Source organism: Streptomyces sp. NPDC054883 (assembly GCF_053610645.1).
On sequence record NZ_JBSGYT010000003.1, the window covers coordinates 30,391 to 45,736 of the forward strand.

The 15,346-nt window shown below is 72.5% G+C and carries 12 protein-coding genes; 4 read left to right on the top strand and 8 right to left on the bottom strand.

The window, feature by feature from the left end; all coding sequences use genetic code 11:
• Nucleotides 1-464: 464 nt before the first annotated feature.
• From ACWGH1_RS03800 to ACWGH1_RS03825, 6 genes are all read right to left on the bottom strand, one after another.
• Nucleotides 465-1,703: a YncE family protein gene (locus ACWGH1_RS03800; RefSeq protein WP_453357327.1), complete on the bottom strand. Its 1,239-nt coding sequence runs from the start codon at nucleotides 1,701-1,703 to the stop codon at nucleotides 465-467.
• A 127-nt stretch (nucleotides 1,704-1,830) separates the two neighbouring features.
• Complete coding sequence (locus tag ACWGH1_RS03805; protein ID WP_453408395.1) at nucleotides 1,831-2,982, bottom strand: XdhC family protein; 1,152 nt, start codon at nucleotides 2,980-2,982, stop codon at nucleotides 1,831-1,833.
• A 72-nt stretch (nucleotides 2,983-3,054) separates the two neighbouring features.
• Nucleotides 3,055-4,518: an NCS2 family permease gene (locus ACWGH1_RS03810; RefSeq protein ID WP_453354238.1), complete on the bottom strand. Its 1,464-nt coding sequence runs from the start codon at nucleotides 4,516-4,518 to the stop codon at nucleotides 3,055-3,057.
• 310 nt (nucleotides 4,519-4,828) lie between these two features.
• The gene (gene pucD / locus ACWGH1_RS03815; protein WP_453354237.1) at nucleotides 4,829-7,234 is read right to left on the bottom strand and encodes a xanthine dehydrogenase subunit D; all 2,406 of its coding nucleotides are present in this window, start codon (nucleotides 7,232-7,234) and stop codon (nucleotides 4,829-4,831) included.
• A 2-nt stretch (nucleotides 7,235-7,236) separates the two neighbouring features.
• Nucleotides 7,237-7,833, bottom strand: a complete 597-nt coding sequence (locus tag ACWGH1_RS03820; RefSeq protein WP_453354236.1) for a (2Fe-2S)-binding protein — start codon at nucleotides 7,831-7,833, stop codon at nucleotides 7,237-7,239.
• A 2-nt stretch (nucleotides 7,834-7,835) separates the two neighbouring features.
• On the bottom strand, nucleotides 7,836-8,732 hold the full coding sequence (locus ACWGH1_RS03825; protein ID WP_453354235.1) for an FAD binding domain-containing protein: 897 nt from the start codon (nucleotides 8,730-8,732) through the stop codon (nucleotides 7,836-7,838).
• 249 nt (nucleotides 8,733-8,981) lie between these two features.
• On the opposite strand from ACWGH1_RS03825, the gene ACWGH1_RS03830 reads away from it, so the two are divergent.
• Nucleotides 8,982-10,658 carry a PucR family transcriptional regulator gene (locus ACWGH1_RS03830; RefSeq protein ID WP_453354234.1) on the top strand — a complete coding sequence of 559 codons (1,677 nt, stop codon included), beginning with the start codon at nucleotides 8,982-8,984 and terminating at the stop codon, nucleotides 10,656-10,658.
• Between the two features lie 180 nt (nucleotides 10,659-10,838).
• Nucleotides 10,839-11,597, top strand: a complete 759-nt coding sequence (locus ACWGH1_RS03835) for a hypothetical protein (RefSeq protein ID WP_453354233.1) — start codon at nucleotides 10,839-10,841, stop codon at nucleotides 11,595-11,597.
• Between the two features lie 297 nt (nucleotides 11,598-11,894).
• On the opposite strand, the gene ACWGH1_RS03840 is transcribed toward ACWGH1_RS03835, so the two are convergent.
• Nucleotides 11,895-12,572: a GntR family transcriptional regulator gene (locus tag ACWGH1_RS03840; RefSeq protein ID WP_453408419.1), complete on the bottom strand. Its 678-nt coding sequence runs from the start codon at nucleotides 12,570-12,572 to the stop codon at nucleotides 11,895-11,897.
• A 153-nt stretch (nucleotides 12,573-12,725) separates the two neighbouring features.
• Between ACWGH1_RS03840 and ACWGH1_RS03845 the strand changes: the two genes are divergently transcribed.
• Entirely contained in the window at nucleotides 12,726-13,547 is an 822-nt protein-coding gene (locus ACWGH1_RS03845) for a (2Fe-2S)-binding protein (protein WP_453357244.1), read from the top strand.
• Nucleotides 13,548-13,777: 230 nt separating this feature from the next.
• A complete protein-coding gene (locus ACWGH1_RS03850) occupies nucleotides 13,778-14,836 on the top strand; it encodes a DUF2637 domain-containing protein (protein ID WP_453408396.1) in 1,059 nt (352 codons plus the stop codon).
• 56 nt (nucleotides 14,837-14,892) lie between these two features.
• Here the strand turns inward: ACWGH1_RS03850 and ACWGH1_RS03855 are convergent, their stop codons facing one another.
• Complete coding sequence (locus ACWGH1_RS03855; protein ID WP_453356886.1) at nucleotides 14,893-15,252, bottom strand: ATP-binding protein; 360 nt, start codon at nucleotides 15,250-15,252, stop codon at nucleotides 14,893-14,895.
• Between the last annotated feature and the right edge of the window lie 94 nt (nucleotides 15,253-15,346).

Here is a 15,346-nt window from a genome sequence, read left to right on the forward strand (position 1 = left end):
GCGGAGTACTGGGGGCGGTCGCGGCCCGGCACGTCGTACAGCGCGGAGACGGGCGGCGGTGCGCGCGGTCTCCCGGGCCCCGGCCCCGGCCCGGGCCGGGGTCTGGTCGCCGAGCCGGACCGCGTGCGGGGTGGCGGCCATCGCGGTCAGCGCGTCGGCCTCGGCCGTGCGCCCGGCGGCGGCCGGCTCACGGGCCTGCGCGGCGGCAGCCGGGTTGGCGGCGGGCACGAACAGCGCCCGCGCGGCTGCGGGAGCGGCAGGTGCGCCGGGGGCGGCGGGCACTGTGGGCGGGCCGGGCGCGGCGCCCACGGCGGCGGACAACGCCGTACGGGCGAGGAGTCGGCGGTGCACGGCCCCGGACGCCGGCGCGGCCGACCGGGCCGGGCAACGTTACCCGGGCAGCCGGGGGCCGCACCCCGCCCGGGTGCGCCCCCGCGTGGCGCACGGGCGCACGGCGGTACGGGTCAGCGCGCCGCCGGCCCGCTCCAGCCGGCCGGGACGTGGCCGAGGCGGACCCGCTGCGGGTGGTCGCCGACGGGGACCGAGACCCGCTTGGCCCCGGTGGCGAAGTCGATGGCGGTGACCCGGTCGGCGCCGCTCTCGGAGATCACGCAGGCGCTGCCGTCGCCGTCGACGGTGGCCCAGTACGGCTTCACCGCGGGTACCGGCGGCGCTTCGGTGAGCGTGGCCCGGTCCACGATCGTCGCGTAGTCGTCCATGGTCCCGGCCACGCAGAGCTTCGCGCCGTCGGGGCTCATGGACAGGCCGTGGTGGCGGGAGTCGTTGACCCAGGTGGTGCGGTCGGTGCTGGTGGCGGGAGCGGCGGGCAGCTCCTTGATCCGGGTGATCCGGTCGGCGGCCACGTCGTACTCGACCACGCCGTTGAAGAAGGACACCTGGAAGTAGAGCTTCGACTCGTCGGGGCTGAAGGACATGGGGCGCACGGCGTCGGAGAGGTCGGGGCGGCCGAACGCGTCCAGCCGCTCGCGCATGTCGATCACCCGGACGGTGCGGAAGGTCCGGGCGTCGACGACCGTGATCTTCCGGTCCCCTTTCGTCCAGTCCAGCCAGGGCGCGTCGAGGGCCGAGGTCACGTCGCCGATGGAGCTGTTCCACAGGTAACGGCCGCCCTGCGTGAAGGTGTTCTCGTGCGGCTTGTCCCCGGTGGTGAAGGAGCCGACCTGGCGGCCGCTGGCGACGTCCAGCACGTGCACGGTGTTGGCGGTGGAGGCGGAGACGGCGACCCGGGTGCCGTCCGGCGACAGCGCCATGTGATCGGCGCGGTACCCGGCCACGGGGAAGCGCCAGTTGACCCGCCCGGTGCGGACGTCGATGGAGACGACGTCGGCGAAGCTGGGCCGGGAGGCGACGACGGCGGAGCCGTCCGGGGTGGTGTACATGTCGTCGACGAACTGGTCGTGGCCTTCGCCCGCGGTGGCGCGGATCCCGAGGAAGAAGCCGAGCTTCACCGGGTCGAGGTAGATCTCCCGCAGCCGCTCGTCCTTGTCGGGGATGACGTTGATCCGGCCGACCTTGGCGAGATCGCCGGTGGAGGCGAGCACGTCGGCGGTGCCTTCCCAGTTGTTCCCGACGAACAGCACCTCGCGCGGTGCGGAACCGGACTGCGGCGCGGGCGCGGCGCCGAGCGTGGCCGCGGCCAGCACGCAGGCGGCGAGCAGGGTACGGGCGGGGAACCGGGACATTCGCTCAACTCCGTTACGGAAAGGCGCTGTTACCGGCGGGTAAAATAGGCGGAACGGCCAAAGGGCGCAACCCCCAAGGGCACGCACGTTGCTCAGCAGGACGGGTCCGTGCTCAGGATCCGGTCCTTCAGGCGACGGAACCGATCCGGCCCACCACGGTGTTCGGCCCCTCTCGGTGGATCGGAATCCACCCGCCCGTGAGGGCGGCGCCGGTGCCGCCGCGGCGGTTGGCGACGATTTCGGCGGCGATGGACAGCGCGGTCTCCTCCGGGGAGCGGGCGCCGAGGTCCAGGCCGATCGGGGAGCGCAGCCGGGCGAGTTCCAGTTCGCTCACGCCGACCTCGCGCAGCCGCTCGGTGCGCTCCTCGTGGGTGCGGCGCGACCCCATGGCGCCGACGTAGGCGACGGGGAGCCTGAGGGCCGTCTCCAGCAGCGGGACGTCGAACTTGGCGTCGTGGGTGAGCACGCACAGCACGGTCCGGGAATCCACCTCGGTGGACTCCAGGTAGCGGTGGGGCCAGTCGACCACGATCTCGTCCGCCTCGGGGAAACGGCTCTTCGTGGCGAACACCGGCCGGGCGTCGCACAGGGTCACGTGGTAGCCGAGGAACTTGCCGATCCGCACCAGGGCGGAGGCGAAGTCGATGGCGCCGAAGACGATCATCCGCGGGGGCGGGACGCTGGACTCGACGAGCACCTTGAGCGGCTCCCCGCAGAGCCGGCCGTCCGCGCCGATCTCCAGCAGGCCGGTCCGGCCGGCGTCCAGCATGACGCGGGCTTCCTCGGCGATGGTGCGGTCCAGCTCGGGGTGAGCGCCGAAGCCGCCCGCGCACGAGCCGTCACCGCGCACCACCACGGCGCGGCCCCGCAGCTCGGCCGGGCCTTCGGCGATCCGGGCGACCGCCGCCGCCTCCCCACGGGCGGCGGCGGCCAGCGCGGCCGCGAGCACCTCCCGTACGGGAGCGCCCACGGGGACCGGGGTGACCAGGATGTCGACGACCCCGCCGCAGGTCAGGCCCACGGCGAAGGCGTCGTCGTCGCTGTAGCCGAAGCGTTCGGTGACGCTCTCGCCGTCCGCCAGGGCCTGCCGGCACAGCTCGTACACCGCGCCCTCCACGCATCCGCCGGACACCGAGCCGATCGCCGTTCCCTCGCCGTCGACGGCGAGGGCGGCCCCGGGCTGCCGGGGCGCGCTGCCGCCGACCGCCACGACCGTGGCGACGGCGAAGTCACGCCCCTGCTCGACCCACCGGTGCAGTTCTTCGGCGATGTCCAGCATGAGGGCCTCCTCGGAGGGGTTCGGTATCCAGTATCGGATGCGTGGCGGGTCAGGTGCCCGGCACGGGCCCGGCTACTTCACGCCCAGCCAGCCCTCGATCGGGTGCAGCGCGAAGAACACCACGAAGATGACGGTCAGCGCCCACATGAAGGCACCGATCTCGCGGGCCTTGCCCTGCGCGACCTTGATGGCCACGTAGGAGATCACACCGGCGGCGACGCCGGCCGTGATCGAGTACGTGAACGGCATGAGCACGACGGTCAGGAACACCGGGATGGCGGTCGAGCTGTCGGCCCAGTCCACGTGGCGGGCGTTCTGCATCATCATCGCGCCGATGACGACCAGGGCCGCGGAGGCGACCTCACCCGGGACGATCTGGGTGATCGGGGTGAAGAAGAGGCAGGCGGCGAAGAAGAGGCCGGTCACGACGGAGGAGAGACCCGTGCGGGCCCCCTCGCCGACGCCGGTCGCGGACTCGACGAACACGGTCTGGCCGGAGCCGCCCGCGATGCCGCCGATGGCGCCACCGGCACCGTCGATGAACAGCGCCTTGGACAGGCCCGGCATGCGGCCCTGGTCGTCGGCCAGCTTGGCCTCGGTGCCGACGCCGATGATGGTGGCCATCGCGTCGAAGAAGCCCGCGAGGACGAGGGTGAAGACGATCATGCCGATCGTCATGACGCCGACGTCGCCCCAGCCACTGAACTCGACCTTGCCGAACAGCGAGAAGTCGGGCATCGAGATGGCGGAGCCGGACAGCTCGGGAGCGCCGTTCTTCCAGGCCTTCGGGTCGACGTTCGCGACGGCGTTGATGATCGCCGCCACGACGGTTCCGCCGACGATGCCGATCAGGATCGCACCGCGGACCTTGCGGGCCTGCAGCATGAAGATGGCGAGCAGGGTCAGGCAGAACACGAAGACGGGCCACCCGGAGAGCTGACCTGCCGCACCGAGGCTGACCGGCGGGGCGAACTCCGGACCGTTGCCGACGAAGCCGGCCTTGTAGAGCCCGATCAGGGCCACGAAAAGGCCGATGCCCATCGTGATGCCGTGCTTGAGGGCGAGCGGGATCGCATTCATGATCATCTCGCGGAGGCCGGTGACGACCAGGAGACAGATCACGACGCCGTACATGACGCACATGCCCATGGCCTGCGGCCAGGTCATCTGCGGCGCCACCTGCGAGGACAGCACGCCCGAGACCGACAGGCCGGCCGCGAGGGCGAGCGGCACCTTGCCGACGAAGCCCATGAGGAGCGTGGTCAGGGCCGCGGCGAACGCCGTGGCCGTGATCAGGGCCTTCTGGCTCATGGTGTCTCCGGCGACGTCCTTGCCGGAGAGGATGAGCGGGTTGAGCAGGAGGATGTACGCCATGGCCATGAAGGTCGTGACGCCGCCACGAATCTCATTGCCGACGTTGGACCCTCGGTGGGTTATGTGAAAGTACCGGTCGAGCCAAGAACGCCCGGCGGGGGGGCGAGCGCCGTCGCCGGCCTCTTCCGCGGTGGTCTTGGGCTCCACAGACGACTGGGTCATGGTGCCTAACTCCCAAGGTTCATAGGGGCACCCGCATGGGGATTGGAGATCGCGGGATTTGGGATGGTGCGTTTGGCTGCACGACCCGGGGTGACGGCCCGAGGCGACGCGATGGTTACTGCGGTACAGCGGTACTGCGGGTCCTGCGTGGGGGTTGCTGCCGGAGGGACGGGCCGCGAGCGGTGCGGTCCAGCGGGTTCCGGGCTGCGTACTCCGGGCGGTGCGACTGGAAGTGTGACGTTCCCGGTGTCACACCGCCCGGAGAGCTGTGGGGGGTCCGTGGGCCTCGCGGCCCCCGGACCAGGCCGTCCTAGAGGGTGCCGGTGAGGGCTTCCGGACGGATCGGCGTCTTGTTGAGTTCCAGACCGGTCGCCTGCCGGATCGCCGCGAGGACGGCCGGGGTGGACGAGAGGGTCGGGGCCTCGCCCATACCGCGAAGGCCGTACGGCGCGTTCGGATCGGCGAGCTCCAGGACGTCGACCGGGATGGCCGGGGTGTCGAGGATGGTCGGGATCAGGTAGTCCGTGAAGGAGGGGTTGCGCACCTTCGCGGTCTTCGGGTCCACGATGATCTCCTCCATGATCGCGACGCCCAGGCCCTGGATGGTGCCGCCCTGGATCTGGCCGACCACCGAGAGCATGTTGAGGGCCTTGCCGACGTCCTGGGCGGTCGCGAGCTCGACGACCTTGACGAGGCCGAGTTCGGTGTCCACCTCCACCACCGCGCGGTGCGCGGCGAAGCTGTACTGGACGTGGCCGTTGCCCTGGCCGGTCCTCGGGTCGAACGGGACGGTCGGCCGGTGCCGGAACTCCAGCTCCAGGTCGATCGCGTCCTCGCCCTCCAGGATGTCGGCGATGTCCGCGAGGACCTCGCCCCCGTCGGTGACGACCTTGCCGCCCTCCAGGAGCAGCTCGGCCGTCGCCCAGGCGGGGTGGTAGGACCCGTTCTTGCGGCGACCGATCTCCAGGACGGCCTCTCGGACGGCCTCGCAGGTGTTCTTCACCGCGCCACCGGTCATGTACGTCTGCCGCGAGGCGGACGTGGAACCGGCGGAGCCGACCCGGGTGTCGGCCGGGTGGATGGTCACCTGTGTCACGCCCAGTTCCGTACGGGCGATCTGGGTGTGGACGGTGACACCGCCCTGGCCCACCTCCGCCATGGCCGTGTGGACCATCGCGACGGGCTCGCCGTTGACGACCTCCAGGCGTACGCGGGCGGTCGAGTAGTCGTCGAAGCCCTCGGAGAAGCCGACGTTCTTGATGCCGACCGCGTAGCCGACGCCGCGGACGACGCCCTCGCCGTGGGTGGTGTTGGACAGGCCGCCCGGCAGCGCGCGGACGTCCGCGCCCTCGCCGGCGGTCTCCCACTGGCGCTCCGGCGGCAGCGGGCGGGCCTTGACCCGGCGCAGCAGCTCGGCGACGGGCGCCGGGGAGTCCACGACCTGGCCGGTGGGCATGATCGCGCCCATCTCCATGGCGTTGAGCTGCCGGAACTCGACCGGGTCCAGGCCCAGCTTCGCGGCGAGCTTGTCCATCTGGGCCTCGTACGCGAAGCACGCCTGGACGGCGCCGAAGCCGCGCATCGCGCCGCAGGGCGGGTTGTTGGTGTAGAGCGCGATCGCCTCGATGTCCACGTCGTCGACGACGTACGGGCCCACCGAGAGCGAGGACGCGTTGCCCACGACCGCCGGGGAGGCCGACGCGTAGGCGCCGCCGTCCAGGACGATCCGGCACCTCATGTGCGTGAGCTTGCCGTCCTTGGTCGCGCCGTGCTCGTAGTGGAGCTTCGCCGGGTGCCGGTGGACGTGCCCGAAGAAGGACTCGAACCGGTTGTAGACGATCTTGACCGGCTTGTTCGTGGCCAGGGCCAGCAGGCAGGCGTGGATCTGCATCGAGATGTCCTCGCGACCGCCGAAGGCACCGCCGACGCCGGAGAGCGTCATGCGTACCTTCTCCTCGGGCAGGCCGAGGACGGGGGCGATCTGCTTGAGGTCCGAGTGCAGCCACTGGGTGGCCACGTACAGGTCGACGCCGCCGTCCTCGGCGGGTACGGCCAGGCCGGACTCCGGGCCGAGGAAGGCCTGGTCCTGCATGCCGAAGGTGTACTCGCCCTCGACGATGACGTCGGCGCGCTTGCGGGCCTCTGCCACGTCGCCGCGGATGATCGGCTGGCGGTGCACGATGTTCGGGTGCGGGACGTGGCCGACGTGGTGGTCGTCGCGGTCCTCGTGGATCAGCGGCGCGTCGGGGGCGAGGGCGGACGCCTCGTCGGTGACGACCGGCAGCTCCCGGTAGTCGATCTTGATCTTGGCGGCCGCGCGGCGGGCGGTCTCCGGGTGATCGGCGGCCACCAGGGCGACCGGCTCGCCGTGGTGGCGCACCCGGCCGTTGGCGAGGACCGGGGTGTCCTGGATCTCCAGGCCGTAGTTCTTCATCGCGGCCGGCAGGTCGTCGTACGTCAGCACCGAGTAGACGCCGGGCAGCGCGAGCGCCTCGGAGATGTCGATGGAGACGATCTCGGCGTGGGCGACGGTGCTGCGCAACGTCTGGCCCCACAGCATGTCCTCGTGCCACATGTCCGAGGAGTACGCGAACTCGCCGGTGACCTTGAGGGTGCCGTCCGGGCGGAGTACGGACTCGCCGATACCACCCTTGTTGTGCTTCTGGCTGACGTTGGCCGGCGCTCCGGCCGGGACCGTGCGGGTGTTCTGCCCCATGGTCAGACCACCTCTCCCTGACGGGCGGCCGCGAGGCGGACCGCATCGAGGATCTTCTCGTAGCCCGTACATCGGCAGAGGTTCCCGGACAGGGCCTCACGGATGTCCTGGTCGGACGGGGAGGGGTTCGTCTCCAGCAGCGCGTCGGCCTGGACCAGGAGGCCCGGGGTGCAGAAGCCGCACTGGACCGCGCCGGCGTCGATGAACGCCTGCTGGACGGTGGAGAGCGGGGTGCCCTCGCCGGTCCGGGAGTCGGAACCCCCGGCGGACCACTGCTTGGCCTCGTCCAGGGCGACGCCCTTGGTGCCGCAGCCGCCGCCGGCACCGCCGTGGCCGTGCTCCTCGCGCCGCTGGGCGAAGTCCGCCAGGCCCTCGACGGTCACGACGTCGCGACCTTCGACCTGGCCGGCGGCGACGAGACAGGAACAGACCGGCACGCCGTCGAGGCGGACCGTACAGGACCCGCACTCGCCCTGCTCGCAGGCGTTCTTCGAACCGGGCAGACCCAGGCGCTCGCGCAGGACGTACAGGAGGGACTCGCCCTCCCAGACGTCGTCGGCTTCCTGCTGACGGCCGTTGACCGTGAAATTGACGCGCATGATTACGCAGCCCCTTCGAGCGAGCGGCCGTTGCCGGTACCGCGGTACTGCTCCCAGGTCCAGACGAGCTGGCGGCGAGCCATGATGCCGACCGCGTGACGGCGGTACTTCGCCGTGCCGCGGACGTCGTCGATCGGGTTTGCCGCGCCTGAGGCGAGGTCACCGAACTGCTTGGCGATCGACGGGGTGACGACCTTGCCGGACTCCCAGAAGCCGCCTTCTTCGAGCGCGGCGGTCAGGAACTCCTCGGCGGCCTTCGCCCGGATGGGGGTCGGCGCGGCCGACCCGATGCCGGTGCGGACCGTACGGGTCCGCGGGTGCAGGGCCAGGCCGAAGGCGCACACGGCGATGACCATCGCGTTGCGGGAGCCGACCTTGGAGTACTGCTGGGGCCCGTCCGCCGTCTTGATGTGAACGGTCTTGATGAGCTCGTCCGGGGCCAGCGCGTTGCGCTTGACGCCCGTGTAGAACGCGTCGATGGGGATCAGCCGCGAGCCGCGTACGGATTCCACCTCGACCTCGGCGCCGGCCGCAAGCAGTGCGGGGTGGGCGTCACCGGCCGGCGAGGCGGTACCGAGGTTGCCGCCCACCCCTCCGCGGTTCCGGATCTGCGGGGACGCGACCGTGTGCGAGGCGAGCGCGAGGCCGGGCAGCTCCGTACGGAGGTCTTCCATGATCTGCGTGTACGGCACGGAAGCGCCCAGGCGCACCACGTCCTCACCGACCTCCCACTCGCGCAGCAGCCCGATGCGGTTCAGGTCGAGGAGGTACTCCGGCCGACGGTGGTCGAAGTTGATCTCGACCATGACGTCGGTGCCACCCGCGATCGGCACGGCGGTGGGGAACTCAGCCTTGGCGGCGAGCGCCTCCTCCCAGCTTGCGGGGCGAAGGAAGTCCATGAGCGGCCCTCTTCTTCATCGTGTCGTTCACTTCAAGCCAGGCGTCCAGAGGCACTCGACCGGTCGTTCACGTGCTGTTAACGCGGTGTGTAGCCAGTACACAAGCCGCTCCTCGTTCGGGTGCAGTCACCGAAACCATGAAGGAGTTGGCTGACGACCTCCCTCGTCTTGTAGATTCGTATGAAAGGCAGGATGCGACGACCTGCCCGATTTCCAACGGCAACATCGAGACAGATCGGCGGCGACATCATGCGGCTGCGCGCACTGCTGGAAACCGAGGCGCTTGGGCTGCGGCTGCTGGGCGGCGAGGAAGAACTCGACCGGACGGTCCGCGGGGTCATGACGACCGACCTGAGGGATCCCAGCCGATACCTCTCCGGAGGCGAACTTGTCCTCACCGGCCTGGCGTGGCGAAGAAATTCAGCCGACTCCGAGCCTTTCGTACGAATCCTTGCGAGTGCGGGGGTCGCCGGGCTCGCGGCCGGCGAGGCGGAACTGGGAGACATCCCCGACGACCTGGTATCGGCCTGCCTGCGCAATCGGCTGCCGCTGTTCGCCGTGAACGAAGACGTCGCGTTCGCCACGATCACCGAATACGTCGTGCGGCAGGTCTCCGGGGAGCGCGCGGGGGACCTGGCGGCGGTCGTGGACCGGCACCGCCGACTGATGACATCGGGTCCGGCCGGCGGCGGCCCCGATGTGGTGCTCGATCTGCTCACCACGGACCTCGATCTCCGGGCCTGGGTGCTCTCCCCGACCGGCCGGCAGATCGCCGGGGCGGGCGAGCCGCTGGCACCGGGCGTCTGCGCGACGCTGGCCAGCGAGCACCTCGCAGCGGTCCGGACGGGCCGCAGGGGGCCCCACCGGATCTCGCTCCAGGGTATTACCTACTCGCTGTTCCCGATCAGGGGACACGGGCGCGGCCCGGGCACCGTCACCCGTGACGTGCGCGAGAGCGTACTGTCCGACTGGCTGCTCGCCGTCGAGGCCGACGCGGGCGACTGGCCGGCCGAGCGGCTCGACCTGCTCCAGGGCGTCACCCAGCTGATCGCCGTCGAGCGGGACCGGCGCGACGCGGCCCGCACGGTGCGCCGCCGCCTGGCCCAGGAGGTGTTGGAGCTGGTCCAGACGGGTGCCCCGCCGGCCGAGATCGCCGCCCGCCTGCGGGTGGCCGCGCCGGTGCTGCTGCCCGGGCTGGGTGCCGCCCCGCACTGGCAGGTGGTGGTGGCCCGGGTCGACTGGGACAACGGGGACATCCCCGGCGGCCCGGTGGCCCAGTCGCTGCTGGAGGAGATCCTGGTCGACCCGACGCTGTCGGGACCGGAGCCGTCCGACCGGATCGCGGTGGCCCATGCGGGTGACGAGGCCATCGCCCTCGTACCGCTGCCCGCGCTTCCCGGGGAGCCCGGAGAGGAGAAGGGTCCGGACTCCGCGCTGCACGCCGACGAACTGCTGGCGACCGTACGGGAGCCCCTGGCGGCCGGTCTGGCCGAGGACGGGCGGCTCACGCTGGGCGTCAGCGCGGCCGTGCACTCCGCCGAGGGGCTGCGCGGGGCGCTGGAGGAGGCCCGGCACGCCCGCCGGGTCGCCGCCGCCCGCCCGGGCCGGGTGTGCGCCGCGGGCCACCACGAGCTGGCCTCGCACGTGCTGTTGCTGCCCTTCGTCCCGGACGACGTCCGGCGGGCCTTCACGGCGCGGCTGCTGGACCCGCTGCGGGACTACGACCGCCGCCACCGGGCCGAGCTGATCCCGACCCTGGAGGCCTTCCTGGACTGTGACGGCTCCTGGACCCGCTGCGCGACCCGGCTGCACCTGCACGTCAACACCCTGCGCTACCGGGTCGGGCGGATCGAGCAGTTGACGGCGCGTGACCTCTCGCGGCTGGAGGACAAGCTGGACTTCTTCCTGGCACTGCGCATGAGCTGACCCGGCACCGGGGAAATCGCGCCGGCAGTCGGTGCAAACGGCTGACGAGCCGTCCGGACTTTGTGAAAGAGTTCACCCGACCCCTTGGCCGGAGCCGCCGATCCGTGCTCTCATTTCGCCCCAGGGCTCAACGACGTGCTGCTCGATTGCTTTGGGGAGGGCAATGTGGCGGATACCGCCATGTCCGGTGCCGGAACGATGGGGGGAGACGACCCCCTCCAGCGGGCCATATGGCGGCTGCGCTCGCGCGGCTGTTGGACCGACGCGGCGGCTCTGCTGACGCCCCACGCGGGCAGCGCCCGGGCGACCGTGCAGCGGACCGCGCTGCTGGTGGAGCGGTGCCTGTTCACCGGCCAGGGCTGGGCGGAGGCGGAGGACGCCCTGCGCATCGCGGAGGCCGTGGCGCAGGACGACGAGGAGCGGGGCGCGGCGGCGTGCGAGCGGGGCCAGTTGGCGTACGCGGCGACGGTGCTCGGGGTCCGCGACCGGGCGGACGAGGCGCGCTCGGCGCTGGGCCGGGCGGCGGCGCTGCTGTCGCCCGGGTCCGCCAGCCGCCCGCTGCTCGACTTCCGGCGGGGCCTGGTCGCCGAGCACCTGGCGGACGCCCCGGAGGCGGCCCGACCGGCGTACCACCGGGCGCACGCGGGGGCGACGGCGCACGGGGACGCGCTGCTGCTGTCGTTCACGTGGCGCCACCTGGCGGCGCTGTCCCTGCGGGACGGGGAGGTGGCGGAGGCCCGCGAAGGCTTCGCGGAGTCCCTGCGCATCCGTGAGGAACTCGGCTTCCTGATCGGCACGGCCCCGGCCCTGGCGGCCCTGGCCGAAGCCGAACCGGAGCCGGAAGCCACCCGCCTCCGCGCGGAAGCCCGCCGCCTCTTCCACCTCCTGGGCGGCATCCCCACCTGGCTGGCGGACCAACTCCACCCCACCCCTGCCTAGCCGCTGACCGGGGCGTACCCGACCCGCCAGGCTTTCCGGGGCTCCGCCCCGCACCCCGCGCCTCGATCGCCGGCGAGGCTCGATGTGCCCGGGGGGCCATTTAGCCCCGGCAGCGTTTGCGGCCCGGCGCCCGGCCATCCCCGTGTGGGGGCACCTCCCAGCGGTAGCCGGGGAAGTCCGAGGCCCGGCGCCCGGCAATTCCAGGCCGCCGGGCAGACCCGGCCCCGCCGGCGTTTGAGCCGCGGGGCCTGGGGCGGAGCCCCGGAAAGGCCGGGGCGGCCGGGGCGGCCGGGCGGCTTAGGCGGGCGCGCCCGTGAAGTGGTCCCGGACCAGGGACTCCACCGCCCCCACCTCCCCCGCGATCAACGCCTCCAGCAGCGCCGCGTGCTCCTCCGCATCCGCCACCAGCTCCGCCCGCCGCACCCTCGGCGCACCCGGCAGCGGCAGCATCGCCCGCCTGTGCAACTCCTCCGCCAACCGCACCAGCTGGTCGTTCCCCGCCAGCGACAGCACCGCCCGGTGGAACGCCCGGTCCGCCTCCCCGTACGCCGCGAGGTCACCGGCCCGCGCCGCCTCCCCCGTCGCCGCGGCCGCCGGCCGCAGCCGGGCCCAGGCCGAGGCCGGTACGTCCCGCGCCAGCCTCAGCATCACCGGTACCTCCAGCAGCGCCCGTACCTCCGCCAGCTCCGCCAGCGCCTGCGGGCTGCGGCTCAGCACCCGGAACCCCCGGTTCGGCAGGCATTCCACCGCCCCCTCCAGCGCCAGCTGCTGCATAGCCTCGCGCACGGGCGTCGCGGAGACCCCGAACCGCTCCCCCAGCGCCGGACCCGAGTAGATCTCGCCGGGTACCAGCTCGCCGTCGACCAGTGCCGCGCGCAGCGCGTCCAGCACCTGCCCGCGCACCGAATGCCGCCGCACCGAATGCCGGCGCACGTCCTGCACCGGAACCGTCTCCGTCGCCGACTCGGCCGTCACCCGGTCGTGGGCCGTCTCGTGCACTCGGTCCTCCTCCGGGTCTCGACCTGCTCCGAGAATAGGCGACCCGGCCGGCCCGTCCCCCGCCCCACCGCAGGCACTGATCCAGTAAGGTAAGGCTTACCTTCAACGATCAGCGATCGGTGTGCCGCCATGCCCCTCCGGACCTCAGCCGTCACAGCCGCCTACCGACACCTGACCGAGGTCTGCCCCGCCCTGGAGATCACCGAGCTCGGCGCCCACGACCCGCTGCCCCGCGGCGCGGGATGGATCAGCGCCGCGGAGCTCGCGGCCGGCGGCCCGGCCCTCGACGGCTACCTCGACTGGGACGCCGCCCAGGTGGTTCGGGACTACGGCCGCCCCGGCCGCCCCGACGTCGTGGCCGGCTTCGGGTTCCACCGCTACGCCTGGCCCGCCTGCCTGCTGATCACCGTCCCGTGGTTCCTGCACCGCCGCGTCCCGCGCCCGGCCCGGGTGGCGTTCCACCGCACCCTCGGCCGCCTCGCCGTCCACGCCGACGGCTTCGCCTGCCTCCCCGGCGACCCCGCGGCCGCCCTCCCCGGAGCCCGGGTCGTACCCGACGAGGACGCCCTGCGCCGGGAGGTGCGAGAGGCCGTTGCCGGGCACCTCGGACCCGTGCTGGAAGGTTTCGGCCCCCGCATGCGGCGCGGCCGCCGCGCCCTGTGGGGAATGGTGACCGACGAGGTCGTGGAAGGCCTCTGGTACGCCGGACAGCTGCTCGGCGAGGAGGAGCGGGCCGTGGCCGAGCTGGAGGCGCTGCTGCCCGGTTCGACCGCCCCGTACCCCACGGGCGCCGGCTTCCGTACGCTCCCGGGCCCCGACGGAGCCCCGCTGCCCACCCGCGACCGGGCCGGCTGCTGCCTCTTCTACACGATCCGCCCCGAGGACACCTGTCTGACCTGTCCCCGCACCTGCGACACCGACCGCGTCGCCCGCCTCACGACGACGGCCTGACCCCTCCGGCCCCGCATCGCCCCGGCCGGGCCCTGTGCAACCCACCCGTGCGGGTGACCTTCATTCGAACGCGATCCCGTCAGTGCGGCATCCAGTTCGAGACACAACACCCTATCCGGCGTGCGCCGCCCCCCGAAGGCGTCCACTTGGCCCGAAACCCGCATGGACGGCCGGCCGGCTGCGCCACTATGGCGCCCGGAAAGCCGCATACGCGAGGCAAGGACATCCGCATGAGACTGACCGACATATCGCTGGACTGGCTGCTGCCCGGCGGCCTGTTGATCCTGGGCGTACTTGCGGCAGTGGCGGTACTGGCCCGGGGCAAGCGCGAGAGCGAGAAGGCCGCGGCCGAGGACACGTGGGAGCGCAGCGAGGAGCGGCGCCGGCGCAAGGAGGCCGTCTACGGCACCGCCTCGTACGTCCTGTTGTTCTGCTGTGCGGCCGTCGCCGCGGCGCTCTCCTTCCACGGGCTGGTCGGCTTCGGCCGGCAGAACCTGAACCTGTCCGGGGGCTGGGAGTACCTCGTCCCGTTCGGCCTCGACGGCGCCGCGATGTTCTGTTCGGTGCTCGCGGTCCGCGAGGCCAGCCACGGTGACGCGGCGCTGGGCTCGCGCATGCTGGTCTGGCTGTTCGCCGGCGCGGCGGCCTGGTTCAACTGGGTGCACGCACCCCGTGGCAGCGGCCACGACGGCGCCCCGCAGTTCTTCGCGGGCATGTCGCTCTCGGCGGCCGTCCTCTTCGACCGTGCGCTCAAGCAGACCCGCCGGGCCGCGCTGCGCGAACAGGGTCTGATCCCGCGGCCGTTGCCGCAGATCCGGATGGTCCGCTGGATGCGGGCACCCCGGGAGACCTTCGGCGCGTGGTCGCTCATGCTGCTGGAAGGGGTCCGCACCCTCGACGAGGCCGTGGACGAAGTGCGGGAGGACAAGCGCGAGAAGGAGCAGGACCGGCACCGCAGGCGCGATCAGAACCGGCTCGACCGGGCGCGCATCAAGGCGCTGGGCCGGCAGAACAGGGCGTTCGGGCGTTCGCGCGGCCGCCAGGTCGAACTGCCGGGGCTGGCCCCCGGGTCGGGCTCCGCGCCGGTCGGCGCGGAGCCGGCCATATCGGAAGCGGAGCAGCTGCCCCTGCGACGCCGGCCCTCCCTGCAGGCCGTGACCGGAACCGAAGCGGTTGATCCGACCGGTCCCCGTACGGTCGACCTCACCGCCGAGGACGACACCCAGACGATCCCCCGGCTCGACTCCCTGGAGCGCAAACTCAAGGACCTCGAACAGCAGTTCGGCTGACCGGACACGCCGGGGCCGGTCGGGGGCGCGGTTGAGTACGCGCCCCCGGCCGGCCCTCAGGCGTCGAGTTCGAACCAGACCACCTTGCCGGCTCCGGGGGCCAGCGCGTCCACGCCCCAGTCGTCGGCCAGCGCCTGCACCAGGACCAGCCCCCTGCCGTGCGTACCGTCGTCGGCGGACGGTACGTACGGGCGGGGCCCGCGGGCGGCGTAGTCGCGGACCTCGACCCGCAGCCGGGTGTCGGCGACGCAGGCGGACACCTCCGCGCCCTGTTCGGTGTGGACGAGGGCGTTCGTGACGAGTTCGGTGATCAGCAGCTCCGCCACCTCGGTGGCGTCCGTCCGGCACCGGTGGCGCATCAGCTCCCGCAGCGACCGCCGGACCTCCCCCACGGCCTTCAGGTCCGCCCGCCGCACGCTGTGCACGATCTCCGGCGCGTCCACCGCCGGGCCGCCCTCCGCGGACGGCTCCCGCGGCACCGGCCGCCCTCTCCTCCACTGCTTTCCGGTC

Coding starts and splice junctions, on each gene's coding strand:
- ACWGH1_RS03800 (WP_453357327.1), bottom strand. CDS start 1,703: ATGTCCCGGTTCCCCGCCCGTACCCTGCTCGCCGCCTGCGTGCTGGCC.
- ACWGH1_RS03805 (WP_453408395.1), bottom strand. CDS start 2,982: ATGCTGGACATCGCCGAAGAACTGCACCGGTGGGTCGAGCAGGGGCGT.
- ACWGH1_RS03810 (WP_453354238.1), bottom strand. CDS start 4,518: ATGACCCAGTCGTCTGTGGAGCCCAAGACCACCGCGGAAGAGGCCGGC.
- pucD (WP_453354237.1), bottom strand. CDS start 7,234: ATGGGGCAGAACACCCGCACGGTCCCGGCCGGAGCGCCGGCCAACGTC.
- ACWGH1_RS03820 (WP_453354236.1), bottom strand. CDS start 7,833: ATGCGCGTCAATTTCACGGTCAACGGCCGTCAGCAGGAAGCCGACGAC.
- ACWGH1_RS03825 (WP_453354235.1), bottom strand. CDS start 8,732: ATGGACTTCCTTCGCCCCGCAAGCTGGGAGGAGGCGCTCGCCGCCAAG.
- ACWGH1_RS03830 (WP_453354234.1), top strand. CDS start 8,982: ATGCGGCTGCGCGCACTGCTGGAAACCGAGGCGCTTGGGCTGCGGCTG.
- ACWGH1_RS03835 (WP_453354233.1), top strand. CDS start 10,839: ATGTCCGGTGCCGGAACGATGGGGGGAGACGACCCCCTCCAGCGGGCC.
- ACWGH1_RS03845 (WP_453357244.1), top strand. CDS start 12,726: ATGCCCCTCCGGACCTCAGCCGTCACAGCCGCCTACCGACACCTGACC.
- ACWGH1_RS03850 (WP_453408396.1), top strand. CDS start 13,778: ATGAGACTGACCGACATATCGCTGGACTGGCTGCTGCCCGGCGGCCTG.